Genomic DNA, 26452 nt, shown 5'->3' on the forward strand with positions numbered 1-26452 from the left:
ACTGCACCGCCCTCCCGCAGTCCCGATATCCCGCACAATTTCATCTTAACAGCCCGCATTCTGTCCGTCAGCTGCGGTACGCTGTTTTTATGGTGATGTGTGTGTAACGCTTTTTTCACTTCAATTTTGCAGCTTATGCTTGACCGACTGATTCGTTTTTTTATTGAAAACCGGCTGATTGCCGTACTCTTGTTGCTGCTGCTCACCGGCTGGGGGCTTGCAACCTCCCCCTTCAACTGGGATCTGGGTATCTGGCCCCGAAACCCGGTCGCCGTTGACGCCATCCCCGATATCGGCGACAATCAGCAGATCGTCTTTACCGAATGGCCCGGGCGCTCCCCGCAGGACATCGAAGACCAGATCACCTACCCGCTCACCACACAGCTCCTCGGCTTACCGGGCGTCCGGACTGTTCGCAGCAACTCCATGTTCGGCTTCTCGGCCATCAACATCATCTTTGAGGACGGGGTTGATTTCTACTGGAGCCGCGCGCGCATCCTCGAACAGCTCAGCGCGCTGCCCTCAGCACTTTTGCCGGGCGACGTTCAGCCTACGCTCGGACCCGCCGCAACTGCGCTGGGGCAGGTGATCTGGTACACCCTGCAGGGCCTCGACCCGGACGGCAATCCTGCCGGAGGCTGGGATTTGGATGAGCTCCGCAGCATTCAGGATTTTCAGGTGAAGTACGCCCTCTCCTCGGCCTCCGGCGTGGCAGAAGTCGCGAGCATTGGCGGCTTTGTGCGGGAGTATCAGGTGGATATCGACCCCGTGCGCATGCGGGAGCGCGGGGTAACCGTCACGCAGATTGCCAACGCCGTGCGGCAGAGCAATCTCGATGTGGGCGCCCGGACCCTCGAAATGAACCGCGCGGAGTACGTGGTGCGGGGCCTCGGTTACATCCGCAGCCTGGAGGATATCGAAAACAGCGTTGTGACCGTCACCAACAATGTGCCGGTGCTGATACGGGATGTGGCGGAAGTCAGCACAGGACCCGCGCAGCGCCGGGGGATGCTTGACCTCGAAGGGGCCGAGGCCGTCGGCGGCGTAGTCGTAGCCCGTTTCGGGGAAAACCCGCTTCAGGTGATTGAAGCCGTCAAAGCCAGAATGGATGAAATTGCGCCGGGTCTGCCTGTCCGTGTGCTGGAGGATGGCACCCGGTCGCAGGTCAGCATCGTGCCGTTTTACGACCGCAGCGAGCTCATTCTCGAAACCCTCGGTACCCTCGAACAGGCACTCAGCCTGCAAATCCTGATCACGCTCATCGTCATCATCGCGATTGTGATGCACCTGCGCGCGGCTCTGCTGGTTTCCGCGCTGATGCCGGTTGCGGTGCTCATCTCCTTCATCCTTATGAGCTGGTTCGGGGTTGAAGCCAACGTCGTAGCGCTTGCCGGTATCGCCATCTCCATCGGGACGGTGGTGGATATGGGCATCATCCTCACCGAAAACATGCTGCGGCAGCTTGAGGAGGCCAATCCCGGGGAAAGCCGGATGGAGGTCATCGCCCGTGCCGCGCAGGAAGTGAGTCCGGCCGTGGTCACCGCCCTGCTCACGACCATCATCAGCTTCCTGCCTGTATTTCTGCTGGAAGCACAGGAAGGCCGCCTGTTCGGTCCGCTGGCGTTTACCAAAACCTTTGTGCTGGTGGCGGCCCTCATCATCGTACTCACCATCATTCCTGCCTTTGCATCATGGTTGTTTACACGCAACTTTAACAGCGGTCTTCTTCGCAAATCGGGAAGCGTGCTGCTCGTCATACTTGGCATCGCGGCCTTTTGGGTGCAGCCCTGGGCTGGTTTTATCCTCCTCGGGCTGGGTATCACGGCCCTGTTGCGCACCTTCACTCCGGAGCTGTTATCCGAAAAATTCACCGGATTGGCCAACACCGTCATCATCGTGCTGGGACTTAGCTGGCTGATGTCAGACAGCTGGCTGCCCCTCGGTGCTGAAAACAGCCGTCTCCTCAACACCCTCTTTTTGGTAGCGGTGATTGCGCTGGTGCTGCTCACCTTCTGGGGCTTCATGCGCGGATATGCACGCGCGCTTCGCTTCTTTATGTACCGGAAGCCGCTTTTCTTTGTACTTCCTGCCCTTTTGCTTCTGCTGGGCGGACTCTCCTGGCTCGGCTTCGACCGGTTGTTTCAGGCACCGGCAAGTGTGGCGGAGTCCGTTGGCTGGGATATCCGGAGCAGTAGCGGCTGGCAGTCGGCAGCGCAGACGTTTCCGGGACTGAACCGCGAGTTCATGCCGCGTCTCGATGAAGGCTCCTTCCTGCTTATGCCCACAACCATGCCGCATGCCGGTATGGCCGAAGTCGCGGAAATGGTGCAGATAATGGACATGCGCGTCGCCTCCATTCCGGAGGTCTCAGGCGTGCTGGGCAAAATCGGGCGGGTGGAGTCGGCCCTTGATCCGGCCCCGATTTCCATGTTTGAAAATGTGGTGAACTACCTGCCGGAGTTTAAGCTCGATGACCGCGGCAGGCGCGTGCGCTTTCAGGTTGACCGCGAAGGAAACTTTGTGCGGGATGAAAACGGCGACCTCATCCCCGACCGCCGCGGACGCTTCTACCGGCAATGGCGCGATCACATCCGTTCGGTGGATGACATCTGGAACGAAGTCGTGCAGGCTGCAACCATTCCTGGCGTAACTTCTGCCCCGAAACTGCAGCCCATCGAAACCCGCATCATCATGCTGCAAACCGGCATGCGCGCCAACATCGGCATTCGCGTGAGCGGGCCGGACCTGCAAACGATAGATGATTTTTCCCGCGAACTTGAAGGGCTCGTCAGGAGTGTGGACGGTGTTCGTGCCGCATCGGTTTTCGCGGACCGGGTGGTCGGAAAGCCCTACCTCGAAATTGATCTTGACCGACACGCCCTCGCGCGGCACGGACTGACCGTACAGCAGGTGCAGGAAGTCATCTCCATCGCCATCGGCGGGATGCCGCTCACGACAACCGTGGAAGGCCGTCACCGCTACGATGTTCGGGTCCGTTACGCCCGTGAGTACCGCGACAATCCCGACGCTCTTGCACGGGTGCTGGTGCCCGCGCCCGACGGCAGTCAGATCCCGCTGGGACAGCTCGCCGACATCCGCTTCGTGACCGGTCCGATGAGTATCCGGAGTGAAAACACCTTCCTGAACAGCTACGTCACCTTCGATGCCATGGCAGGCTTTTCGGCGGTTGAAGTGGCCGCCGATGTGGAGCGAAGCCTGCAGCGCAACATCCGCAACGGCAGCCTGAATGTGCCCGCAGGCGTCAGTTTCGTGATTGAAGGCGAGTTCCGGAATCAGCAGCGGGCCGCTCAGCGGCTGCTGGTAATCATACCGGTGACCCTGCTGCTCATCTTCCTGCTCATTTATTTTCAGTTCCGTTCTGCCACGCAAACGGGCATCATTTTCAGCAGCATTGCGCTGGTCTGGGCAGGAGGGTTTCTCATGCTCTGGCTCTGGGCGCAGCCCTGGTTTATGAACTTCAGCCTGTTTGGGGCGGACATCCGGGCGCTGTTCGGCATGGGAACCGTGAACCTGAGCGTGGCGGTCTGGGTCGGCTTCCTCGCCCTGTTCGGCATTGGCGTGGATGACGGCGTGGTGCAGGCGACCTACCTGCGGCAATTTTTTGCGCGGGAGCGTCCGCAGGGCCGGGCCGCCATCATCGAAACCGCCATCAAAGCGGGCCTGCGCCGGGTGCGTCCCTGCCTGATGACGACCGCGACAACCCTGCTCGCACTGCTGCCCATTCTCACCTCACCGGGACGTGGCTCCGAAATCATGACGCCCATGGCCATCCCGCTGTTCGGGGGCGTGCTCTTCCTGCTGCTCTCACTCTTTCTCGTGCCCATCCTCTACGCGATGGTTGCCGAACACCGGCCACAGCTTTTCGCGGCCCCTTCCCCCGAAACCCCACAACTGAAGGAAACTGACCATGCGTAAATCAGCCAACGTCAACATCAAAAACAACCGGCATAAGCTGCGTAAAGGCAGGATGTTTTTTTGCAGGATGATGATGAGCTTCCTGCTCCTGTCCGGGCTTCTTGCTGCGGGTCAGCTAACGTCGGTTCAGGCGCAGATTGCAGCGCCCGGCGTCCCTGCCGAGCTTGAGGCGCTCATGCTCGAAGCCCTCGGGTTTAGTCCGGTGCTGGCCGTGAATCAGGCACAGATTGAAGCGCAGCAGGCGCGTGAACAGGAAGTCCGCTCCCTGCCCGATCCCGAGATTAACCTGGGCTATTTCCTCAATCCCGCCGAAAGCAGCACTGTACCGGGGCGCTTCACGCTTTCAGCCATGCAGATGTTTCCGTGGTTTGGCTACTACACGGCAGCGCAACAGCAGCAGCGTGAACTGAGCGGCGCAGAAGAACAACGCTATTTCGAAACCGCACTGGGCCTGATCCTCGAGGTGCAGCTTGCCTGGCTTGACCTTGCAGAGAACCGCTACCGGCAAGATTTGCTACAGGAAGAAGTCGCCCTGCTGGAAGAGCTTGAATCCTGGCTGGCAGCCCGGCATGAAAGCGGTCTTGCCCGGCAGTCCGAGCGTATCGCGCTGCGTATGGAGCGCAGCCGGCTTCGGACGCAGCTTCAAAATCTTGAAGAAGCCCGTCATCCGATGTATGTCCGGCTCAACAGCCTGCTCAGCCGTGACCCGGATAGCGAACTGACGCTCACAGTTGAAGTGCCGGAGCGGGAACTTCCTGCGGCTTGGGAGCACATCACCCGAAACCTTGCGGAGAACCGGCCGGAACTGCAGCTGTATGTGCAGCAAAGCCGGGCGCTAAAGCAGGCCGCAGAGCAAAACCGGCTGATGGGCATGCCCGAATTTGGTCTGGGTTTTGAAGTGATGGGCCGCGATTACGGCACCATGAACATGATGCCGTCCATGAACGAATCCTTCTTTCTGATGGCAAGCGTGCGGGTACCACTGTGGCGTGGCAAGTATGACGGCCGCCGCGACGCCATTGAAGCCGGGAGGCGGGCAACCGAATACAGCCGTGAGGCGGCCCTGCTGCGCATCCGCTCTGAGGCGGAGAAGCAGCTCAATACCTGGCGGGAAGCCCGTCGGGAGATGGCGCTCTACGACGAGGAGCTTCTCACCGGTTTTTCGCAGCTGTACAGCCTGGAACTCGAGAGCTATGCGGCATCAGATACCGGGTTCCGTGAGCTGCTGCAGCTCCGCCGGGAATGGCTGGATGCCCGGCAGTCGCGGCTGCAGGCATGGTTCAGGGCCGAACGCGAACTCGCCCGTATCGAGCGCGAAACCGGCGCATGGCTTCCGCTTGTCCGGGATCTGCGCTAAGTCTCATAAGCCTTTACTACTGATTTTATTACGATAACCCTTTGATTTTTTGAACCATGGAATGGAATAAAAAAACTTTGCTGCTGCTCAGCGCTGTGCTAGTTACCGGCGTATTTTTGGGATGGCTGCTGTTTGGCGGCAGTCATGGAGATCACAACGGACATGCGCATGTACATCACGATCATGCGCACAATCACGACCATGCAAACGGGGAGGAGGCCGGGGAAGAAACGATCTGGACCTGCTCCATGCACCCGGCCATCCGTGAAGATCAGTTTGGCCTGTGTCCGATCTGCGCCATGGACCTGATTCCCGCCTCTGCCGATGACGGCGGCGATTTCGAACTCTCGATGAGCGAGGCCGCCGTTCATCTCGCCGGAATCCGCACCACGGAAGTGATGCTGGCACAGCCGGTGCGAGAGCTGCGGCTGCCCGGTCGCGTGGTTCCGGATGAACGGCGCCTGCACCGCCTGAGCGCGCATTTCCCGGGGCGCATCACCTACCTGCGGACTACAGAAACCGGTGCACAAATCAACCGCGGCGACCTGATCGCACGGGTCTATGCCCCTGAGCTTGTAAGTGCACAGCAGGAGCTGCTTGAAGCCAAACGCCTGGAAGCACAGCATCCCGAACTGCTGCGCGCGGCAAGGGCGCGGCTGCTGCAGTGGGAAATCTCCGAGAGCCAAATCGACGCCATTCTCGAAAGCGGCAGCGTGCGGCAGGAGCTCGAAATCTTCGCGCCGGTCAGCGGTATTTTGATGCGCCGCAATGTGGAGCAGGGTGCTTACGTCAGTCAGGGAACCGTCCTGCTTGAGCTCGCCGATCTCTCCCGCGTCTGGCTGCGCTTCGAAGCCTGGGAAGAAGACCTCGGCTGGCTGCGTACCGGCACTGAAGTCACCTTCAGCACGCGCTCGCAGCCCGGTCGCGAACACCGCGCGGTCGTTACCTTTATTGATCCGCTCGTTGATGCCGCGACCCGCACAGCCGGGGTCCGGGCCGAAATGGCCAACGCGGACGGCGCCCTTCGCCCCGGTCAGCTGCTTACCGGCACGCTGCGCGTAACGCAGTCTGAGGCGGCCCTCATGGTGCCCGCAAGCGCCGTGATGTGGACCGGTCCGCGCTCGGTCGTTTTTGTGGAAGATACCGATGCCGAAACCCCGCGCTTTGAAAGCCGCGAAGTAACCCTCGGCAAGCGCGCCGGTGATTTCTTTGTGATTGAAGACGGTCTTGAAGCCGGTGAGCGCGTTGTGTTCAGCGGCGCGTTTAAACTCGACAGCGCCTTTCAGCTGGCCGACCGCTTCAGCATGATGAACCGCGGTCCGGGCCTGCAGCCCGTGCGTCAGGGGCACGGCGACCATGCCGAAGTACGCCGCTTCCGGGATGTGCCCGAAGCCTTCCGCTTGTCGCTCACGCAGCTCACCCGCAGCTACCTCGAAGGCAAAGAAGCCTACGTCGAGTCAGACTTTACCGGCTCAGTGCGGGCCTTCGAAACCTTTCAGCAGCAGCTTCAGGAAACCGAACGCGCGCAGCTTCCGGCAGATATGGTGCATACCTGGCGGCAGCTCTGGCGTACCCTCGATGCGCATGTTAACCTGCTGCTCGCCGCCGGCGATATCGAAGAAGGCCGTGCACAGTTCCGGCACCTCTCCGACGGCATGGTCGAAGCCGTCCGGCGTTTCGGCGTCGAAGGGGTCGTGTACCATCAGTACTGCCCTATGGCCTTCAACGACGAAGGCGGACACTGGCTCAGCGCCGAGGAGCCCATCATGAACCCCTACCTCCCCGAAATTATGCTCATGTGCGGGGATGTGATTGCGCGTATTGAGTAGATGAAGATCCATTTCACCTTCAAACCCGCGACAGCATCCTCCCCGCCCAGCCCTGAACATGCTAATGCGTTGTTCAGGGCTGATGGGCTTATTCGCCCCAATTTTTACCCGTGTACCCGGTGCTTCACCGCCGTAAGATTTTCGGCCCTTAGCTCTGGCTTGCCGTCCCAGGTGTAGGCTGCAAGAGGGTGCCTTGTTTGCCAACGCTGTAATCCAGGCAGCACACGTTTTCGCGGAAGAGCGCGGGCTGACCTTCGAGCCAGTAGTGACCGAAAAAGACGGGCTTTTGATCCGGTTTGTAATACCAGAGGTCGGGGAGGAGGTCGCGGGGGACAGGCATATCGCCGCAGTCGCAATCGGGTTTTACGCGCAGTCCGTTGTAGGTGGATTCCACAGGATTTTCCCACCAGCGGATGCGCATGTTATAGCGGATGTGCCCGTCTTTGTCGTAAAAAAACTGCCCATCGGGCAAATCTATCTCGCGGCCTTTGAGCACGATTTCCACCGCCTCATACAGTTCGGAACCGCGTTGGGCGGATTCTTCCAGCAGGGATTCTTTTATTCGGCTGCCGCCCATGCGGTCACGCAGGTACGCAATGCGGGTGTCATCCCAGCAGGCGTGAACGGCCCGGAATTCATCATCCTCATAAAACAGGGGGAGGGAGAAGAGCCAGTCGCGGTAAGCCGAAAAAGAGGTTGCGTGCCGGTCAAGCGCGCTCAAAGTCTCTTCATGCTGTTTGATGTGTTTATCGTTATGGGAGCGCAGCGGCTCACCCGAGCTGCCGGTACTGTGGAAGCACAGCGCATTGTACTCATGGTTGCCCATCAGGGCGCGGGCGCGGCCGTTTTGCTCCATGTGCATTACAAGGTCGAGCACCTCGACCGATTCCTCCCCGCGGTCAATGTAGTCGCCCACAAACAGGGGCTTTCGGTTTTTGTCGGGATGGATGTAGCTCTCCCCGGTTTCGCGGTAGCCGAGTTTTTCAAGCAGCTGCCGCAGTTCGAGCACATGCCCGTGAATATCCCCGATGAGGTCGTATTGAATGTCTGCCATACGTTTTTGTTAGGGTTAAAAAAAAAAGCTTTGATTATAGAATAGCGAATTTGACTTCGAAACGCGCGGCAGAATCAGGGTAGAGTGTCATTTTTACAGGCTCATGGTTTAGGCTTCAGGCGGGTTTGTGGTATATTTGCCATCCCAATTACTGAACCTGATTTTTCACTGAATTACGATCTTTCTTCACATGTCTGAATCCCTGACCGATACAGCCGCTGCAACCGAAACCCAAATCCTGATTACCGTAGCTACGAAGCTTGGCTTCTCCGTGAAACAGGTCAGCAAAGCCGCTGAGCTGTTTGACGAAGGCGCAACCATCCCGTTTATCGCGCGCTACCGGCAGGAAGTGACCGGCGGACTCGACGAAGTACAGCTCCGCAACCTTCGCGATGAGCTTGAATTCCGCCGGCTGCTCGAACAGCGGCGCGAGACCATTCTCGAAAGTATCCGAAAGCAGGAGAAACTCACTCCCGAGCTTGAAGAAGCCATCCGCGCTGCGACCGAACTCAACACCCTCGAGGATTTGTACCTGCCCTACAAGCCCAAGCGCAAAACCCGCGCCTCCGTCGCCATCGAGCGCGGACTTGAGCCCCTGGCCGATCTCATCTGGCTTCAGGAAACAACCCAAGGCGAGCCCGAAGGCATTGCCGCCGACTATGTAGATGCCGAAAAGGACGTGCCGGATGTGGAAGCCGCTCTCGCCGGTGCCCGCGATATTGTGGCCGAGCGCGTGAGTCAGCACACCGAAGTGCGCGAAATGCTGCGCGATCAGCTCCGCAATTTTGCCAGCATTGTCTGTAAAAAAGTAGATGATGCTGCCGACGAAAAGGGCACCTACGAAACCTACTACGATTTCCAGAGCAAGGTGAAGTACGTGAAGCCGTATCAGGTGCTTGCCATCGACCGGGGCGAGCGGGAGGGCGTGCTGAGCGCCAGGATTGATTTGTGGGAAGAGCGCACCCTCGAGGAAATCGACAACCTGATTATTACCAACGACGATTCCGTTTTTGTGGAGGAGCTCGAAGACGCCATCGAAGACAGCTGGAAACGGCTGCTTTATCCTTCGCTGAGCCGCGAAATCCGCAATGAGCTGTCAGAGGCGGCAGGCGAGCATGCCATCAGCATGTTCACCGAAAATGTGCGGAACCTGCTGCTTCAGCCGCCCTTCTCCACCAAAATTGTGATGGGCATAGACCCCGGCTACCGCACCGGCTGCAAGGTTGCGGTCGTGGATCAGACCGGCGCCTATCTCGAAGGTACGACCGTTTTCCCGACCCCGCCCTTCTCGAAAATTGCAGAGTCGAAAGTCGCGCTGGGTCGCCTCATACAAAAATACAAGGTTGACCTGATTGCGATCGGAAACGGCACCGGCAGCCGGGAGACGGAACAGGTCGTGGCCGAACTCATCGGCGACATGCGCGCAGCCGATCCCAAACTCGAAATCGCCTATCTCGTCACCAACGAAGCCGGCGCTTCCGTGTACTCGGCAAGTGACGAGGCCCGGGAAGAATTTCCCGATCTCGACGCAGCACAGCGCGGCAACATCTCCATCGCACGCCGTGTACAGGATCCCCTCGCCGAGCTGGTGAAAATTGATCCGAAGTCCATAGGCGTGGGCCTGTATCAGCACGATGTGAATCAGGTCAAGCTCAGCCGCGGGCTGGGTGATGTGGTCGAAAGCTGCGTAAATCACGTGGGCGTGAACCTCAACACTGCAAGTGCTGCTTTGCTGACCTACGTGTCGGGCATGAGCAAAACCATCGCGAGGAAAGTTGTGGCGCACCGGAGCAAAATCGGTCGCTTCGAGAGCCGCGATCAGCTACAGGATGTACCCGGCGTTGGACCCTTCCGCTTCCAGCAGGCCGCGGGCTTTTTACGCATCCCGGAATCGGGCAATCCGCTTGATAACACCGCCATTCATCCGGAAAGCTACGAGGCCACCCAAAAGCTGTGCGACAAGCTTGGCATCGACCTCACCCGCCTGCCTGATGAGAAAGACCTGCTGCCGCTCAAGCTTCGTAATCTTAAGGTTAGCGAGCTCGCCCGCGAAATCGAAATCGGCGAGCCGACCCTGGCCCTCATCATCGAAAACCTGCTCAAACCAGGCCGCGATCCGCGTGAGGACCTTCCCAAGCCGCTGCTGCGTCAGGACGTCCTCAAAATCGAAGACCTGCACGAAGGCACCCACCTGCAGGGCACAGTCCGAAACGTCGTCGATTTCGGCGCCTTCGTGGATATCGGCGTAAAGGTAGACGGCCTGCTGCACGTCTCCCAAATGCGGGCCGACGGCAAGCGCGTCGAAAACGTCCTCGAAGAAGTAGCCGTTGGCGACATCATCGAAGTGGAAGTCACAACAGTCGATATTAAGCGCCAACGCATCGGCCTCAAACGCGTGTAGGTCCTAGTAGGGGCGACCCTCGTGGTCGCCCCTTGTGTTCGCCATCTGAATCCAGCACCAGCAACAAATACCGTATTGACACATCCCCCCTCGTGGTCACCCGTCAAAATCCCGCAATGGCACGTCACCACGCCCACCGTACCGCGCACAAATCCCGCCCAATCCAAGACCCAACGGATCGGCAATAAAAGTGCCTGGTAGGACGCAACCTGTCGGTAGAAATCCTGGAATGAGAAAAGTTAGCGTGCCGCAGGTACGTCCTGTACACCACCATCAATCATCAAACAGAATTTTTATTACCCGCCTCCATGCGCAGGTATCCGACGGCCGCATTAACCCGCATTATTCACCAGGAAATTTTCCTGCTGGCAAGGCGAAGCCAGCGGGGAAATTTCGCTGCGCGGGAATTGCTTCGCTCGGTGCACTTCTTGGGAGTCGCTTAGCTCGGTGCGCAGTCTTTAAACCACACGCTAATTTGAGCTACCGGTGTTTTTCACTAAGCCAAATTTAAACTAACATTTAGCAAATAAACTCTGTTTAATTGTGAATAATGCGGGCTACCTTTGTCTGCAGGTCTGATTGGAATCATTACGCATGACAAGTCGTTCTGCAAGCTTCGCTAACTTCAACCCGTAACGTCTTTTCTTGCAAAGCTTTTCCGAAAATCCGTATTACCGGCTTGTCCGCACCAATGCCAATTTCCGGCGGGTGTGGTTCTCACAGATTGTTTCCAACCTGGGCGACTGGTTTGGTGTGCTGGCTGTGTACGCGCTCATTATTGAGTTTTCGGCTTCAGAACTTTTGCTGGGACTCATCATTGTGATTAAGATGATGAGTTTTGCGGTGTTTTCGCCGTTTGCGGGATACATCGCCGACCGCTTTGACCGGCGGATGCTCATGATTGTCTGTGATTTCGGACGCGGTTTTGCGGTGCTGAGCTTCCTGTTTGTCCGTGAGCCTGAAATGCTGTGGCTGATCTATGTGATGACCGCCGTGCAGATGATGTTTGCCGCGGTGTTTGAACCCGCCAAGCAATCATCTATTCCTAACATCACTTCTCCGGAGGAGCTGGTGCGGGCCAACATCCTGTCCAATATGTCGTGGAGTATCATATTTACCAGCGGGATGGGGCTTGGCGGACTCGCAACTGCGGCTTTTGGCACAGACGCGGTTTTTGTGATGAATGGTGTCGGCTATATTCTGAGCACGATTTTTATTTTCCGCGCGACCATCCCGCATGTGCGCGATGCCGAAACCCTGGAAACCCTTAAAAATCCGGTGAAGGGTATTATGGATGGTTACCGCTACCTTTGGCGGACGGGTCCCGTGTACCGGCCCGCCATGGCGAAGGGGGCGATGACCGTCTTCATGGGCGGGCTTGTGTACATGCTCATCCTGATTTCAGATCAGGTGCTGCTGATGGGCAGCGCGGGTTTGGGACTGTTGTATGCCGCAAGGGGAGCGGGAACTGCGGTTGGTCCGGTTTTGCACCGAAAATTTATGCTCAACGACCGCCGCTGGGTTGCCGGCATGGGCGCGATGATGATGACAGCCGGCTTTTTCTATTTTGGTGTCGGCCTTACCACTTCTTTGTGGATGATGATGGGGCTGGTGTTTCTCTCGCACGTGGCTTCGGGGGCCAACTGGGTGTCGAGCACAGTATTGCTGCAACAGCGTACCCCGGATACGTACCGGGGTCGCGTTTTTAGTTCGGAATTTCTGCTGTTCACGGTATCACAGTCGCTGTCGACCCTTGCGGTATCGCTGCTGCTTGAGTTCGGGATTATCACCCTGCAGACAGCCATTCTGACCTTTTCGACCGGGCTGATGCTCACGGGTACGCTCTGGCTTTTCACGGTTGCCAAGCGCGAGAAAGCCGAAATGGGATGAAATTCAGCGTAGGGAATGGGCAGGCAGCTGGTGTGCGCACCGGCAGTTGCGGATGGTGCAGGATGATCGTCATTTGGGATGGGGAGTCCGCTGGGTTGGTGAAGCTTTGTTTCCCTGCACGAACAAAAAAAGCAAGGGATTCATCTTTGACTTGGGAACTCACAATCTATTACGAAAGACCGTGATGTTCGAGGAGTTTCCCCCAAAAAATAAACGAACATCGTACAATCCGTTAAGCCGGGTCAGGTTTCCCCACATTCGGGAGGTGCCTGCCGGCTCACGGCTGTGTTGCTTTATAGCGGGATTGTTTCTATCGTGCGCCCCACAACATCCAACCTAACCTATCCAAAAAAATATGAAACTGACGCGCAAGCACAGTAAAAGCAAGGAAGAAGTCCGGGAAGCGCTTGATAGTATTGCCGGCGATATGCAGAAGAAGTTTGGTATCGGCCATAAGTGGGAGGGCGAAACCCTGCGGTTTAACGGCAATCTCGTATCCGGCTATATCGCCAATTCGGGCGATGAGATCACGGTTGATCTGAAGAAGAGCTTTTTCCTGCCCGTGCCGGAATCCACCCTGAAGGGCTGGGTGGAAGAGTATTTTAACAAGTATTTGGGCTGAGGTTTAGCGGAGCTGATTGCGCAGGCGCTGTGCTTTCTGGGCTACCGATTCGCTGGGAAGTATTTCTTCGTCATCAATTTTGATGGTGCGGCGGCTTTCGGTGCCCGTGGTTTTGGAGGCTGGCTTTTGGTAGTCGGGGGCGAGCTCGCGCGCGTAGGCCGTTAGGTCCGTGATAATCCGCGTTATTGTTTGCTCTTCTTTTGACACCAGGTTCGTGAGATAGGTGCGGCTTACGCCAAAGCTCAGAATAAAAGCGGTGGTCATGATGAGCGCTGTGAGCATTGTGGAGTCGGTGCCAATATATCCGAAGATGCCGGCGGGAATCAGGAGCACAAATGCAAAAAGCCAGGCATAGCTGCCATAGTTTTCCCAGGTGCCGCCGTAGGTGTCGCGTTTGCTCACGCGGATGCGCAGGCGTCCGTTGCGGCCCTGGAAGAGTACGCGGGTGGTGGACATCTGCCATGAATCGGTGTAAATCCACTCTGTGGCGTGCTTGTTGCGCTTCACCCGGGCTTTGCCGGGGTAATCGCCGGTGAGGTTGTTCCACCAGGTTACGTCGTCTTCCGAGGTGCCGTGCTTGTGGTTGAGCTCGGTGATGAGGAGATCGATGAGGGCGGGCTCGGCATTGGCGTCAATCCAGCTTTCCGCGTAGATTTCGTTGCCGTCGATGATGGCTTTGCCTTCCGGGCTTGCGGTATGAGGGGTACTTTCGCTGCTGTCGAGCTCCGTTGCGGCCTGACGCACAAGTTCGGGATCGAGGCCGGATGCTGAGGCGATTTCTTCCAGCTCCTTCACGCTGAGTCCCGCATTTGAGCTGCCTTTTGCATTTCGGGAACGTGCGGCTTCGAGTTCTGCAGCGCGGCGGATGACTTTGGCAACTTCTTCTTCGGAAAAAAGGCGGTCGGACATGGGGATAGGTTTGCTTAGGGTACAATAAGTCCTGCACAGGAAAGGCGATGGGCGTAAAATACGGACATCTTTTCCATTTGATACACAGGATTTGGGGTTTTACCGGATTAATGGAAAGGTGCTGTTGATAGCTGTTATCGTATTCTTTTAGCTGTCTGAGGCAGCCGTTTCTCCGGGTATCATTTGCAGGACGAGTGCACGGATTTCTTCTGTTTTTTTGGCCTGCAGCTTATCCCGCTGACGAAAGAAGAGTAGGGCGAAGGCGGCAAAAATTACGATGGCAAACAGGGCGGCAGGTTCGCGCTGCGTAATCATCATCCACCCGTACACCGCGACGGCAACGAGGCACAGCCAACCCGGCGCAGCGGCAAGGCGCCAAAGCCGGCTTTCTTCCGTAAAGCGAACGAGCTGATGCCCATCCCTGCTCTTAAAGCTGCCCGTGGATGTGTGTACCCGGGATTTAGCGCTCCACCGAAGCGCGGTTTCTGAATCGGTTGCTTCTTCGAAACGCAGTTTGTTTTCAGCGGGGTAATGCGTCTTAAGCACGGCGCGCAGGCTTTCGGAATCAGGTGCTGAGGCGGCGGGCATGAGGGCAAGCAACTCGAGCCGGTTTCGGTCCGGGCTGTGCAGCCGCATGAGGAGGGGTGCGCTTTGCCCGGTCGTTTCGGGTGGATTCATAAATCTGGTCTGAGGATTTCGTTTTTATCGGGCTGAAAAGTTCTTCCCCAAAAATACACCAACCCGGCAAACAGCGTGCAACAAAAGTGAGGCTGGGAGTCGGAGTTTCTTTACGGTAGGTTTGTTTTTGGGGAAGGGGGCGTGCACATGCTTGTTCTGTGGTTTTGTGTGAGGTGCGCCAATCAGATCATACTTTTCAAACAGCGATCTTAAGTGCGTGCAGTATTTACCATGTATCAAAAAAGGCAACAAAACTTGAAAATATGTGTGTTGAATGCTTATCAACAACATGAAAAAAGCCCCAACGGGGCGGCATATCTTAGCCAAGGGTGCCAACCCTTGGGTTGAAAATTGACCCAAAATAATCAGAGCTCTGAAAGAGCGACATAACTTGGGTGCTTCATTCTGATTTTGTTGGCTGTTCCTATATCTGAGTTATGCCGCCCCTACAGGGCTCTTTTTGGTGGGTATCACGGTCACAGGGTTGCACCCTGTGCTTTGGTATATCGCCCTTTCAGGGCTTTTTAATCTTGAACCCCAAACATATTCAGTGCAAGTTTCAGAAATCCCCCGTGCTATCATTGCTGCCTGCTTCGAATTCCATTATGAAGCGTCTGCAACAAAAAGCAAGGGATTATGAGACCGATTTGGGATTGCCGGAGCTATTACGGCAGACCGTGATGCTCTCGGAGTTCCCCCCAAAAAATAAAAAAGCGTCCGGCGGTGCGATGGCTGCACAACCGGACGCTTTTTTGAATCGCCAGATAAGACGCGCTGTTATGGCGCCTGACCGCGGGATTTACCAGATCAGAATGCGCTCTTCCTGTGGCTTGTACATCTGATTATCGGGCGTGACATCAAAGGCTTCGTAGAAAATATCGAGGTTGGGTACAATGCCGAGTACGCGGTAGCGGCCGGGGGAATGCGGGCCGGTAACGAGCTGACGGCGCAGAGCTTCATCGGTGAACTTGGTGCGCCAGATTTGTCCCCAGCCGATGAGGAAGCGCTGCTGTGCGGTGAAGCCGTCGATTACCGGCGGCTCGGCCCCGTTTAGTGAATTCAGGTAGGCCTGCCAGGCTACGTTCATGCCGCCAAGATCAGCGATGTTCTCACCCAGGGCAAGCGCGCCGTTGATGAACATATCGTCGATGGGGTTGAAGCTGCTGTAGAAATCAATCATGCGCTGCGCGAGTTTGCCGAAAGCGTCTTCGTCATCTTCGGTCCACCAGTCGCGCAGGTTGCCTTCGCCGTCAGAGCGGCGCCCCTGATCGTCGAAGCCGTGCGAAATCTCGTGTCCGATTACCGCACCGATGGCACCGTAGTTGACGGCGTCTTCGGCTTCCACATCAAAGAAGGGCGGTTGCAGGATGGCGGCAGGGAACACGATTTCGTTGAGGGAGGCGCGGTAGTAGGCGTTCACGGTTTGGGGAGTCATGCCCCATTCGGTGGTGTCGATGGGCTGACCGAGGCGCTCGATGTTGCGCTCGTACTCGCAGACGGCGGAGCGGCGCAGATTGCCGATCAGCTCGTCGGGGTGGATTTCGAGACAGTCGTAGTCGCGCCAGACTTCCGGGTAGCCGATTTTCGTGGTGAAGGTCGAAAGCTTGGCGAGTGCTTCTTCTTTGGTAGCGTCGGTCATCCAGGTGAGGCCTTTGATGGACTGCTCAAAGGCGACGAGCAGGTTGTCAATCATTTCATCCATGCGCTCGCTTGCTTCGCGGGGAAAATGCTGCGCCACATATTTTTGGCCCACCATGAAGCCGAGCACGCTTTCTGTCGCCGCTACGCCGCGCAGCTCCCGCGAACGCTGCTCCTGCTGACCGCTGAGCACCTGTCCGTAAAACCGGAAATGGGCATCATCGAAATCCGCGCTTAGGTTGGGCGCGCTGCTGCGGAGCAGGTGAAACCGGAGGTAGGTCTGCCAGTCGCTTACAGGCACTTCGGCCTGCATGGCAGCAAAAGCGGTGAAGTAGGATGGCTGACGCACAACGAGTTCTTCAATATCAGCGAGACCTGCGGCTTCCAGGAAAACCGGCCAGTCGAGGCCCGGGGCCGTTTCGGCGAGTTCGGTGGTTGTCATCAGGTTGTAGGTAGCGACGCGATCGCGGCTTTCGACGCGGGTCCAGTGATGCTCCGCTATGCCGGTTTCGAGACGAATCACGGTTTCAGCGGCCTGCGCGGGGTTGTCCCAGCCGGCGAGTTCCCACAGGGTTTGGATGTAGGTGCGGTAGGCTTCGAGCAGGGCGAGGGAGCGGTCATCATCGTTCAGGTAAAAATCGCGGTCGGGCAGCCCGAGTCCTGACTGACTCCCGGAAGTGATGTACCGGTCGCTTTGCTGCGGATCCTGCCCCACAAACAGCGATATGGGGATGCCTGCGCGGTAGCGCTGAAAGTAGCCCCAGAGTCCGGCGAGATCGGCATGAGATTCTAATTCGTCAATCTGTGCAAGCTGAGGCGAAAGGGGCTCAAGCCGGAGTTGTTCGAGCAGATCGGTGTTCATGAAGGCACGGAACATATCCCCAATTTTCTGCTGATCACTGCCGTGCGGTGCCTGAGCTTCGGCGGCTTCGCGGATGATTTCGAGTACGTGACCGTCAGCAATTTCGCGCAGCTCATCGAAGCTGCCCCATCGGGCGCGGTCGCCGGGAATCTCCGTCTGCTCCAGCCAAAGGCCGTTCACAAACTGATAGAAGTCATCACCCGGATGTACCGAGGTATCCATAAAATGCGTGTAAATGCCGGAAGAAAGCTCCCGGTCGCTTTTTGAGGCTGTACGCGTTTCACGCTCCCCTGTGTCTGAGACAGGCACCGCGGGTTGTGCTGCTACCAGAGGTGAAAACAGCAGCGCGAAGAGGAGGAAGCTGATTAAGGGTCGAATCATAAGGAAATGGTATAAGACGGTTGGACTATTGACAGTATTGGTTTTTTGATTTGGTCTGAAATCAAACAGAAGCGTGTAAATTATGAAAAGTTCGTACATCACAAAAAAGCAGCCCTTGGTTTAGCTGCGGATGATGACAGACAAACATTTTGAGATTAGCGGTGATTCACGTTACATTCAACCACCTTACCAAGTTTTGCGCTTACAGGCCTGTTTTTAAAAAAATGTGAGTACCGTGGCGTATTTGAATCTTCATTCCTTTAATATGAAAACTTATTTTTGATGAAAATGAATGATTTTTCCCGTTTTATCACAGCTATTCTGGAAGATGACCAAGCTGCTATGAACCGCTATGCCCAAGAGGTAACCCGGGTATTGACCGATTTTTTAATGATTCATTTTCAGGTTAAAAAAGCGGATGCAGAAGATTGTGCGCAAAATGTGCTGCTCATGGTGATCAGCAAAACCAAAGCGGGGGAACTTACGCCGGATAAGCCGCCGGCGTATATGCTTATTTCTGCACGGAATGAATATTTCCGGCTCTATAAAGACCAAAAGCGCAATGGAGAATTGCCGGATCATGACCTGATTGAGAGTCCGCTCGAAAATCCCGGCGAGCTGCTTGTGAGTAAAGAGCTGAAGGATATTTTGTATTACTGCATTGGAAAACTTAGCGCGGGCTATCAGAAACTTGTGCTGTATATGCTTAAAAATCCGGACGAAAAAGCGGAAGGTCTCGCACGTGAGTTAAATACCAGCGTCAACAACATCTGGACCCGCAAACACCGGCTTAATCAGAAGCTCATGGAGTGCATGAAAAAAAAGATTTAGAAAAAGTGTAAGGAATTCGGGAGTTGTTACTCTGTAGGGTGTACGTAGGAAAAGGCAGCCTACCAGTTAATCAGCAAGCTACTACTCGTTTAAGTTTATTTTTCCAGTTTATTGAGCAAAGTTACCAGACCATTTAAAATGAATCGGCTGCCAGGTTTCATACAAAGTGTACTGTTACACATTTTGAGAGAGTACCATCCAATATTTGATTATTAATTCCAGGTAAGATGAAAGATCAGAGCAAAAATAAATTGATTGAAACTGCACATAAGAAAATTGATCGCTATTTGTCGGGTAAAATGACTGCGAAGGAGACCGAAGCTTTTTGGGTTTTTCTCATCGAAAACCCGGAATTCCGGGATCACCTTCACCTTGAAGCCAACCTGCGGCACCTTGCCGCAACAGAACCCGCAAAACTGGAAGAACTTTTACAAGAAGCAGAAGCTTCCCTTCAGGCTGATGATGCCTTAGCTTCGTCTCAGGCTGAGAGTGAAGCAGTTCCGTACAGTGCCAAACCCACTCTCAGCAGCTCTGAAAAACCACAGTCCCAGCCCTCAATGCATAAGATTAAGCCGTATCTGAGCTGGATTGCAGCCGCAGCCGCGGTCTTATTGCTGGTATGGGGACTCAACCTGCTGAGTGTCAGCTCCCAAACCGGCGAGCAGGCACGTATGGCTCTGATTGACCGCCTTGACGTGCCTCACCATGCGGATTACCTCTTCTATGAGCCCATTGATGCTTTCCGGAATGATGATCCGGCAGATCGGCTGGAAGAAATCATAGACCTTTCCCTGTTACTTGCCTTTTCTGCAAGCTACGAGGAGGCACTCGAACTCTATGAAGAAGTGATTGAGTTTTATCCCGACGATCCGCGGGTTTCGGTGATTTACCTCAATAAAGGTTTAACAGAGTACAATCTCGAAAGGTGGGATGCCGCTGTTACATCCTTTCAGCGTACGCTGAGCTTTGATGACACGGAGCTGTACGTGCGTGAAAAGGCAAACTGGTTCATGGCTAACGCTTATATAGAGCAAGGTTTGCTTTTCCGGGCACTCCGGCCGCTTCGTCTTGTAGCTGAAAAGCAGGGTCAGTTCGGAAACGACGCATCAGAATTTCTCAGTCTCATCCGTCCTTTCCTACTCGACGAATACATTCAGCATGTTGACGGCGATTTCGATTTCGAAACATTCGACGGATATGAATTTCTGGAGGATGTCGATTTAGACTAAGGTAACAGCTTAGCATGCAGTTCTGACAGTCTGAAAGCGCACTATAGCTTCCTTTCTGGAAATAAAAAGCCGGATACGGTAATCGCTGATATGCACAGCGCCGTATCCGGCTTTTTTGTTGTAGTTGCAGGGATAATATCTTTGTCGTGCCTTAGGCGTGGAGTAGCCCGAAAAATAACCAGTCCGGGTTAGCTGAGCTCGTACTTGAGCGGTGGTAAACCTGCCTCAATCAAATCCCGCTTCGGCTCATACCAGGGAGGCAGAATTAAGGTCTCGCCCAGCTTATCGGGATCTTCATCCCGGTCAAACCCGGGGCCGTCAGTTGCCAGCTCAAACAGTACGCCGCCCGGCTCTTTAAAGTACACGGATTTAAACCAAAAGCGGTCGATCTGTGGCGAAGGGGACAGGCCGAATTGCAGCACGCGGTTGCGGATGGTCATTTCTTCTTCTGAGTCCTTCACGCGCCAGGCAAGGTGATGGATTCCTCCTGTGCCCCAACGCCCTAGACCGAGGGAAGCGTCCGCGTGTACTTCGATCAGCTTACCGGAAGTGCCGCCTTCAACCCCGAAACGCACCCAGCCGTCATCTTCTGAGATTCGTGTGTAGCCAAGCCCTTCGGTGAGCAGCATTTCGGTGTATTTGAGTTCACGTACCTGAAACCGCACATTATGCATACCGCGCAGCTGTTTTGCCGCAGGTACCGGACTTCTTTCCCATGCTGCGAAATCCCGTGCATCCTCATTTTCAGTTAAAGCAAGCCCCAATCCGTGCGGATCGGAAAAAACGAGGTGCTGTTCCCCGAAGCGCACTTCTTCACGTACTGATATTCCGTGTTCCTGCAGGCGCTCCTGCCAGTACGGCATTGAACCGTTAGGAATGGCGAAAATAACTTCATTTGCCATTCCTGCGCCGGTTTTTGCTGGCCCCATGGCAGGCCAGGGGAAAAAAGTGAGGTCAGTACCGGGATTCCCGTCCCTGTCAGCAAAAAACAGATGATACGTATCGGGTGCATCCTGATTAATGCTTTTTTTAACCAGACGAAGTCCCATCACTTTCGTGTAAAAATCAAGATTTTCCTGAGGGTCACCGGCAATAGCCGTGATATGATGTAATCCGTGTACGTTCGCTTTCATGATGAGTCTTATTGGATTTGTGTTTATATATTTCCCGAGCTAACGATGGCCGCCCAAAAAACGTTTGTTTAAACAAATAATTTTGCAAACAACTGTTATTCAGGAGTTAAGGTGATGGAGGAAGCTGGCAAGTACACCATCATCCTACACCGCACTGCACGGTCGTAATGGCTGGTATTTTATTTAGGGGGAAACACCGGGAACATCAGGGGTTGGGCGACAGCTCATGAGCGACCAAACCTAACCTGCATTGGTAAGCATATCTGATTACCATGTGGCAAAAAATAGTGTTGTCCTCCGGCCGCAAAGGCGCTTGCTATCAATATATTATTCCGCCTTTTTTTGTACTTTGATCTCATATTATTATTCAAAAGTAGCGGTTTGGATTTTGCTTACGGCAAAGTACAAGCTTAAGCTGTTCCTGTACTATTAAAATACTGATGTTTATGAGTCCTGTACCTGATTCGCCTCTGTTCGCTAAGTGGAAAACACAAGCTGAGAAATTTTTGAAAGGCGCACCGCTTGAAAGCCTGTTTTATGAAACGCCCGAAGGCATCACCATGAAGCCTATTTACACTTCGGAAGATCTTTCAGCCCTTCCCTGGAAAGACAGCCTGCCCGGGCAAGAGCCCTTCACCCGTGGACCGTATCCGACCATGTACACACAGCGACCCTGGACCATCCGGCAGTATGCGGGCTTCTCAACTGCAGAAGAGTCTAACGCTTTCTACCGCAAAGCACTTGCTGCGGGACAGCGCGGTTTGAGCGTGGCCTTCGACCTTGCAACGCACCGCGGGTATGATTCCGATCACCCAAGGGTAGAGGGCGATGTCGGAAAAGCTGGGGTCGCCATCGACTCGGTCGAAGACATGAAAATCCTGTTCGACGGCATTCCGCTCGACAAGATGTCGGTTTCCATGACCATGAACGGCGCCGTGCTGCCGGTGCTTGCAAGCTATATTGTAGCAGCGGAGGAGCAGGGCGTGACACAGGAACAGCTCAGCGGCACCATTCAGAACGACATCCTGAAGGAGTTCATGGTGCGCAACACCTACATCTATCCCCCGCAGCCTTCTATGCGGATTGTTTCGGATATTATTGCGCACACGAGCCGGTACATGCCGCGCTACAATTCGATTTCCATTTCAGGCTATCACATGCAGGAAGCCGGTGCGAACAGCGTGCTCGAGCTCGCCTTCACCATTGCCGACGGTCTCGAATATGTAGAAGCCGCCCAAACAGCCGGACTTGATGTCGATGACTTCGCGCCGCGACTCTCCTTTTTCTTCGCCATTGGCATGAACTTTCTCATGGAAGTCGCCAAGCTTCGCGCCGCCCGCACACTCTGGGCCGAAATGATGAAGAAGCGCTACAGTCCGAAAAATCCGAAGTCGCTTATGCTGCGGACGCACTGTCAGACTTCCGGCTGGAGCCTTACGGCGCAGGATCCGCTCAACAATGTTGTGCGCACAACCATTGAAGCCATGGCCGCCGTGCTCGGTGGGACCCAAAGTCTGCACACCAACTCTTACGACGAAGCCCTTTCGCTACCGACCGATACCGCTGCGCGCATCGCCCGAAACACACAGCTGATCATCTCTGAGGAAACCGATATCACCAAAACCGTCGATCCGTTCGCCGGATCCTATGCGGTGGAGTCTCTCACCATGGAGCTGGTCGAAAAGGCCCGTGCCATCATCGACGAAGTCACCGAACTGGGCGGCATGGCCAAAGCTATCGAAAGCGGCATGCCCAAAATGCGCATCGAAGAAGCCGCTGCCATCAAGCAGGCGGGCATCGATAAGGGGGACGTCACTATTGTAGGGGTAAACAAGTACCGGCTCGCAAAGGAGGATGACATCGAGGTGCTTGATATCGACAACACCGAGGTCCGCCGGAAGCAGATCGAGCGGCTTGAAAAAGTGAAGGCCGCCCGCGACAACGGCAAGGTCGAAGCTGCCCTGAACAAGCTGCGCGAAGCCGCTACGAATCCGGACATCAACCTTCTCGAAGCTTCTATTGAAGCCGCGCGCGTCCGCTGCACGGTAGGTGAAATTTCCGAAGCCCTTGAAAAAGTATGGGGCCGCCACAACGCTACCGCGCAAACCATTTCGGGCGTGTACGAAAGTGCCTACAAAGCCGACGACTCCTATACCAAAATCAAAAAAGCAATTGAAGCTTTCGCCGGACAGGAAGGTCGCCGTCCCCGCATGCTGGTCGTAAAAATGGGGCAGGACGGTCACGACCGCGGTGCGAAAGTTGTCGCTACCGCTTTTGCCGATATCGGTTTTGATGTGGACATGGGACCCTTGTTTTCCACACCGGAAGAAGCCGCGAAAATGGCGGTTGAAAACGATGTGCACGTTGTGGGCGTATCAAGCCTTGCCGCCGGGCACAAAACCCTGATTCCGAAGCTCATCAGCGAGCTGAAAAAGCAGGACGCCGGCGACATTGTTGTGATTGCCGGTGGCGTAATTCCGCCCAAGGATTTCGACTGGCTCCGGGAACAGGGGGTTGCAGCCGTTTTCGGACCTGGCACGCATATTCCTAATGCCGCCCTGGAAGTCCTGCAGGCCATTGAAAGCTCAGCCCAAAAAATGGCCTGAAGCATCCGTTTTTGCGCATTGACTTAGTCCAAAAAGGCCGCAGGCAAACCCTTCGGCCTTTTTGCGATTGGAGACCTCATCAAAAGGAAACTTCAGCAGAAAACTACCCTGACGCAAAACGAAAATATAACCGGCAGAATGGGGCAGTGTGCTCCGGCATATTCCAAAAAGGTATGCCGCGTGCGTTGCAGGCAACAGCGCTGCAAACGGGAGAATGTTGACGTACGCTGCGTTTTCTCTGCATCCGCATGAGCAGCGGTGTTGTGTAAGGACAGCGTAATTAACGGTTTGCAAAAAATAATCATCTCGCCGTGAATAATGCGGGATAATACAGCCAATAATGTCTGTGCTACGTAACTTTAGGATCCGCACCTAAAACTTCATCAAAAGCTAAATCACGGCACAATTCAGGCCGCTTTATTTCTATGAAACATTTCTGGGACGAACGCTACCGACTTCCTGAGTATGCCTACGGAACGGAACCCAATGTCTTTTTTAAAGAAAAACTTGCAACTCTCAGCCCCGGCAGGATATTGCTGCCCGGTGAAGGGGAAGGCCGCAATGCCGTTTGGGCCGCACAGCAGGGCTGGCAGGTCACAGCCATTGATTTCAGCACTACAGGCCGGCGCAAGGCCATGCAGCTTGCCAGAAAACAGGGCGTACAAATTGCGTATCAGGTAGAGTCGTTTCACAAAGTTACGCCCGAGCCTGAAAGTTTCGACGCAGCAGCGGTTATTTTTTTCCATGTGCCCGCCTTGTTCATGGAGCGCGCTTTTGCCAAAATTACCCAAAGCCTCAAACCCGGCGGCACCCTCATAGCCGAGCTGTATGCAGCCGCACAACTGGGACGCAACTCCGGCGGACCACAGTCGCCCGAGCTCCTATACACGCCTGAGCAAATTGCGCAATGGACCGAAGGCCTTCACCATCACGAACTCGTCCAAACGGAAACCGTCCTGAACGAAGGCCGCTTTCATCAGGGTGAAGCAGTCGTTATACGGATAGTTGCGCAAAAGCCGACGCCATAGCGTAAGCCTCAGCTGTCAGCTGTTCGGGTCTCATCCTTTCCGCTACGCTCAAGCTGATTGGTCTCGGTAACAATATTCTTCACGATCTCATCAAGCTTCCCGACCTCATCGCTGAGATGACCAAGGTACTGTTGAAGTTCTTCCGGCGTCATTTCCTCATCCGTCTGAATCATGTTGCTGATAGCCAGAATGTTGGCGATCGGGCGCCTTACCCCATGGGATTGCTGCCAGGCTATTTTACGCAAAAACATATTCTGCCGCAGGATGATATCCTGACGCCGCTTAAGCTCAGATACATCCTGCAAAATAATGATGGTGTACAGCTTTCCGGAATTGATGAAAACATTGTAGCTGCAACTCATCATCAGGGTCTGCCCGTCCGCTTTATTGATCTCTGTAAACCGTTCGTTTATAAGGGAAGCATCGCTGGCAGAAGCCGGGTCTGTGCGGTGCTGACCAAAATAGCGGATCAGGTCTTCGGCATAGGAAGCGCGCTGCGCCTCAGGAATCAGCGCGTCAAGTTTCAGGACCGTCGCCTCCGCCTCTGAAAATCCCAGCACGTTTTCAAACTGTTCATTCACATACGAGATCTGAAAACGATCGTCGGCAATCAACAGCGGGTGCGGGATGGCTTCGATGGTTTTGTTGAGACGCTCCTTGTTTTCGCGCAGCTCAATTTCGCGGGATTTTCGGTCGGTTATATCAGCAACATTTTGCGCGATACCGCTGATGTTTCCAGCCTTATCATACACCGGATAAATAAAATAGCGCCACCACTTGCCCCGATAATCCTTCTCAAAATAGGCCGTTTCACCAAGCAGTGCGCGCCTGTAATGCTGTTCAAATTCGCTGACTTCACCCGGCAGGATATACGAGAGTGCCGGCAAACCGGTCTGTTGGGGTTTCCCAAAAACCTGTTTCACCAAAGTCTCGGCCACCTTGTTGAAAAACAGCACCCTAAGCTCCTTATCTATGAAAGTTACCGCCTGATCGGCACTGTCATAAATGGCGCGCAGCATGCCTTCCTGAAGCCGGATTTTATCCTCTGTTTCTTTTCGTTTGGTGATATCACGGTTCAGAATAACCACCTTTTCTGCATCAAGCGGTGCGAGATTGGCCTCAAACCAGTTGTCCTGCCCGCTGCCCGCAAGACGGTACTCCACGCGGCGGGCAGACTCCCCCTGAGAGAGCTGCCGGAGAGCGGTACGGAAAGCAACCCGAACCCGCGCAGGCAGCAGACCCTGCAGGGCACTTTCTTCAAAACCTGCCGCGGGCACAAAACCCTGTTTGCCATCCTCCGCGTGTCCCCACTCCATAATATTGCCGTTCAGGTCAGCAATCAGCAGCATATCAGGAATGGCCGCAATAATGGAAGCAAGATAATCCCGCTGCAGGCTACTGTCGGTCGGCGCGCTCTTCGGAAGCACGCTGTTTTGCACAACCGGCACAAACAAAGCAAGTAAAAGCCCCTCATCACCACTTTTGTCCCCGAAATACAAAACTTCGGCCTCGACCGGATTTCCGGCTGTTGTAAACAGCGTGCGCAGCCCAAAAACGGCTTTGGGTACCTTCCCGCCCGCGGGACAATCCGGCTGCGCAGCATGTGCGCATAAACGCCTCAGGCTGCCATGCGAGCCGGACTGAATCAGGCCAAAAAGCGAAGGATATTCCGGCATATCCCCCATCAGCTTTTTGAAAGCGGGATTATAAGCCTTCAGATCGCCATCAGGCGTGATAACAGCGGCCGCTGAAACAAGTGAATTTTTGAGATAAGGGGGAAGCATTACAGCAAGTCAAATCAAATCAAATCAATAAAAAAGGGAACCCAGTCAGGCTTGTTTGTTTGGGTCTCAGCATGAAGGAATCATTCCTAACCCGCATTATTCACCAAGAAATTTTCTTGCTGGCAAGGCGAATCTGAAAACTGAGCGGAAGGGTACCTAAGTACCCTGAGCATGAGTTTTCAGATTCAACGCCGCCAGCGGGGAAATTTCGCAGTCTTTACACCACACTCAAATTTGGGCTACCGGTTTTTTTTAGCTAAGCCTAATGTAACTCATACTTAGCA

The 26452-nt window shown here is 55.0% G+C and carries 16 protein-coding genes; 10 read left to right on the forward strand and 6 right to left on the reverse strand.

The window, feature by feature from the left end; genetic code table 11:
* Positions 1-135: 135 nt before the first annotated feature.
* From CYPRO_RS01255 to CYPRO_RS01265, 3 genes are read left to right on the forward strand one after another with little or no spacing between them, the layout of a single operon-like run.
* A complete protein-coding gene (locus tag CYPRO_RS01255) occupies positions 136-3936 on the forward strand; it encodes an efflux RND transporter permease subunit (RefSeq protein WP_114985650.1) in 3801 nt (1266 codons plus the stop codon).
* Positions 3929-5293: a TolC family protein gene (locus CYPRO_RS01260; RefSeq protein ID WP_114982798.1), complete on the forward strand. Its 1365-nt coding sequence runs from the start codon at positions 3929-3931 to the stop codon at positions 5291-5293. Before CYPRO_RS01255 ends, CYPRO_RS01260 begins: the two co-directional genes overlap by 8 nt.
* Positions 5294-5349: 56 nt before the next feature.
* Complete coding sequence (locus tag CYPRO_RS01265) at positions 5350-7122, forward strand: efflux RND transporter periplasmic adaptor subunit (RefSeq protein ID WP_114982800.1); 1773 nt, start codon at positions 5350-5352, stop codon at positions 7120-7122.
* A gap of 148 nt (positions 7123-7270) precedes the next feature.
* Here the strand turns inward: CYPRO_RS01265 and CYPRO_RS01270 are convergent, their stop codons facing one another.
* Positions 7271-8176, reverse strand: coding sequence for a metallophosphoesterase (locus CYPRO_RS01270; protein WP_114982802.1), 906 nt, complete (start codon positions 8174-8176; stop codon positions 7271-7273).
* A 190-nt stretch (positions 8177-8366) separates the two neighbouring features.
* Between CYPRO_RS01270 and CYPRO_RS01275 the strand changes: the two genes are divergently transcribed.
* The 3 genes from CYPRO_RS01275 to CYPRO_RS01285 all read left to right on the forward strand — a co-directional run bounded on the left by CYPRO_RS01275 (position 8367) and on the right by CYPRO_RS01285 (position 13089).
* Positions 8367-10577, forward strand: a complete 2211-nt coding sequence (locus CYPRO_RS01275) for a Tex family protein (RefSeq protein WP_114982804.1) — start codon at positions 8367-8369, stop codon at positions 10575-10577.
* 645 nt (positions 10578-11222) lie between these two features.
* Positions 11223-12467 carry an MFS transporter gene (locus CYPRO_RS01280; RefSeq protein ID WP_114982805.1) on the forward strand — a complete coding sequence of 415 codons (1245 nt, stop codon included), beginning with the start codon at positions 11223-11225 and terminating at the stop codon, positions 12465-12467.
* 355 nt (positions 12468-12822) lie between these two features.
* Positions 12823-13089 carry a polyhydroxyalkanoic acid system family protein gene (locus CYPRO_RS01285; RefSeq protein ID WP_114982807.1) on the forward strand — a complete coding sequence of 89 codons (267 nt, stop codon included), beginning with the start codon at positions 12823-12825 and terminating at the stop codon, positions 13087-13089.
* A gap of 3 nt (positions 13090-13092) precedes the next feature.
* Here CYPRO_RS01285 and CYPRO_RS01290 read toward each other — a convergent pair whose 3' ends face one another.
* The 3 genes from CYPRO_RS01290 to CYPRO_RS01300 all read right to left on the reverse strand — a co-directional run bounded on the left by CYPRO_RS01290 (position 13093) and on the right by CYPRO_RS01300 (position 17557).
* Complete coding sequence (locus CYPRO_RS01290) at positions 13093-13998, reverse strand: hypothetical protein (protein WP_114982809.1); 906 nt, start codon at positions 13996-13998, stop codon at positions 13093-13095.
* A gap of 147 nt (positions 13999-14145) precedes the next feature.
* On the reverse strand, positions 14146-14676 hold the full coding sequence (locus CYPRO_RS01295; RefSeq protein WP_114982812.1) for a hypothetical protein: 531 nt from the start codon (positions 14674-14676) through the stop codon (positions 14146-14148).
* A 799-nt stretch (positions 14677-15475) separates the two neighbouring features.
* On the reverse strand, positions 15476-17557 hold the full coding sequence (locus CYPRO_RS01300) for a M13 family metallopeptidase (protein ID WP_205730338.1): 2082 nt from the start codon (positions 17555-17557) through the stop codon (positions 15476-15478).
* A 288-nt stretch (positions 17558-17845) separates the two neighbouring features.
* Here CYPRO_RS01300 and CYPRO_RS01305 point away from each other — a divergent pair, with 288 nt between their 5' ends.
* Positions 17846-18388, forward strand: a complete 543-nt coding sequence (locus tag CYPRO_RS01305; protein WP_124245475.1) for an RNA polymerase sigma factor — start codon at positions 17846-17848, stop codon at positions 18386-18388.
* Between the two features lie 227 nt (positions 18389-18615).
* Complete coding sequence (locus tag CYPRO_RS01310) at positions 18616-19617, forward strand: hypothetical protein (RefSeq protein ID WP_114982817.1); 1002 nt, start codon at positions 18616-18618, stop codon at positions 19615-19617.
* A gap of 188 nt (positions 19618-19805) precedes the next feature.
* On the opposite strand, the gene CYPRO_RS01315 is transcribed toward CYPRO_RS01310, so the two are convergent.
* Positions 19806-20750, reverse strand: a complete 945-nt coding sequence (locus CYPRO_RS01315) for a ring-cleaving dioxygenase (protein WP_114982818.1) — start codon at positions 20748-20750, stop codon at positions 19806-19808.
* Between the two features lie 446 nt (positions 20751-21196).
* On the opposite strand from CYPRO_RS01315, the gene scpA reads away from it, so the two are divergent.
* Positions 21197-23356: a methylmalonyl-CoA mutase gene (gene scpA, locus CYPRO_RS01320; protein WP_114985652.1), complete on the forward strand. Its 2160-nt coding sequence runs from the start codon at positions 21197-21199 to the stop codon at positions 23354-23356.
* A 425-nt stretch (positions 23357-23781) separates the two neighbouring features.
* On the forward strand, positions 23782-24384 hold the full coding sequence (locus CYPRO_RS01325) for a class I SAM-dependent methyltransferase (RefSeq protein ID WP_114982820.1): 603 nt from the start codon (positions 23782-23784) through the stop codon (positions 24382-24384).
* 8 nt (positions 24385-24392) lie between these two features.
* On the opposite strand, the gene CYPRO_RS01330 is transcribed toward CYPRO_RS01325, so the two are convergent.
* Positions 24393-26168, reverse strand: a complete 1776-nt coding sequence (locus tag CYPRO_RS01330; RefSeq protein ID WP_114982822.1) for a PAS domain S-box protein — start codon at positions 26166-26168, stop codon at positions 24393-24395.
* Between the last annotated feature and the right edge of the window lie 284 nt (positions 26169-26452).

The sequence above is a fragment of the Cyclonatronum proteinivorum genome, assembly GCF_003353065.1.
In the GTDB taxonomy this organism is placed as follows: domain Bacteria; phylum Bacteroidota; class Rhodothermia; order Balneolales; family Cyclonatronaceae; genus Cyclonatronum; species Cyclonatronum proteinivorum.